Origin of the sequence: Actinoalloteichus spitiensis RMV-1378, assembly GCF_000239155.1 — a bacterium.
In the GTDB taxonomy this organism is placed as follows: Bacteria; Actinomycetota; Actinomycetes; order Mycobacteriales; family Pseudonocardiaceae; genus Actinoalloteichus_B; species Actinoalloteichus_B spitiensis.
In genome coordinates, this window is sequence record NZ_AGVX02000283.1 from 1 (window position 1) to 840 (window position 840).

1 protein-coding gene is annotated in these 840 nt (G+C 72.3%); it reads right to left on the bottom strand.

All coding sequences use genetic code 11. From position 1 onward, the window contains the following. Positions 1 to 38 precede the first annotated feature (38 nt). Positions 39 to 836, bottom strand: coding sequence for a sugar phosphate isomerase/epimerase family protein (locus ACTIDRAF_RS0213255; protein ID WP_016699218.1), 798 nt, complete (start codon positions 834 to 836; stop codon positions 39 to 41). Positions 837 to 840 lie beyond the last annotated feature (4 nt).

The following is an 840-nucleotide window of genomic DNA, read 5'->3' on the forward strand; positions in this document are numbered from 1 at the left end:
GGCCCAGCCGGGGCCGACCGCCGGGGACGGCGCCGGTTTCAGAACCGGAGGTCCCGCAGGTACTCGTAGCCGACCCGCACGGTCGTCAACGGATCGGAGGGGTTGTCGTGCTCCACGACGAACTCCCGAACACCCGCGCTCCGGGTCTCCCGGAAGATCCGGCCGAAGTCGATGGTGCCGGTACCCAGGTCCGCCCACTCACCCGAGGCGCTGCGGTCCTTCACGTGGTACTGGCGGACCCGCCCTCCGGTGGAGTGGACGAAGTCGACCGGGTCCACCCCGCCGTCCACCACCCAGTAGAGGTCGACCTCGAGGTGGACGTTCTGGCGCTGGGTGTGGTCAAGGATGATGTCGATGGGACGTTCGCCGTCGACGAGCTGGAACTCGTGGCCGTGGTTGTGGTAGCCGAAGCGCAGCCCGGCGCGGCGCGCCTTCGCACCGGCCTCGTCGAGCTGCCGGGCGTAGGAGCGCCACCCCTCCGCCGTGTCGAACATCGCCCACGGGGCGGCCACGTAGCTCTGCCCCAGCGTGAGGGCGTCGGCCACCACCTGGTCGAAGTCGCCCTCGACGCCGTTGTGGCTCGAGGTCGCGCGGAGCCCGAACCGGTCCAGCAGGGCGCGGAACTCGGCGGCCGTGTAGCCGTAGGTCCCGGCCAGTTCCACTTTCTGGTAGCCGATCGCGGCGAGCTCGGCGAGGGTGCCGGGGACGTCCTGTTCGAGCAGCGAACGCAGGGTGTACAGCTGCACGCTGATCGCGCTCCGGGGAACACGGCCGCCGGGGCCGGCGGCGGCCGGGGCGGCGGTCGCCTGGCCGGCGGCCAGCCCCAGCGCCGCCATCCCG

Bases quoted from the DNA above. Each gene is read 5' to 3' on its own strand.
- ACTIDRAF_RS0213255 (WP_016699218.1), bottom strand. From the start codon at position 836: ATGGCGGCGCTGGGGCTGGCCGCCGGCCAGGCGACCGCCGCCCCGGCC.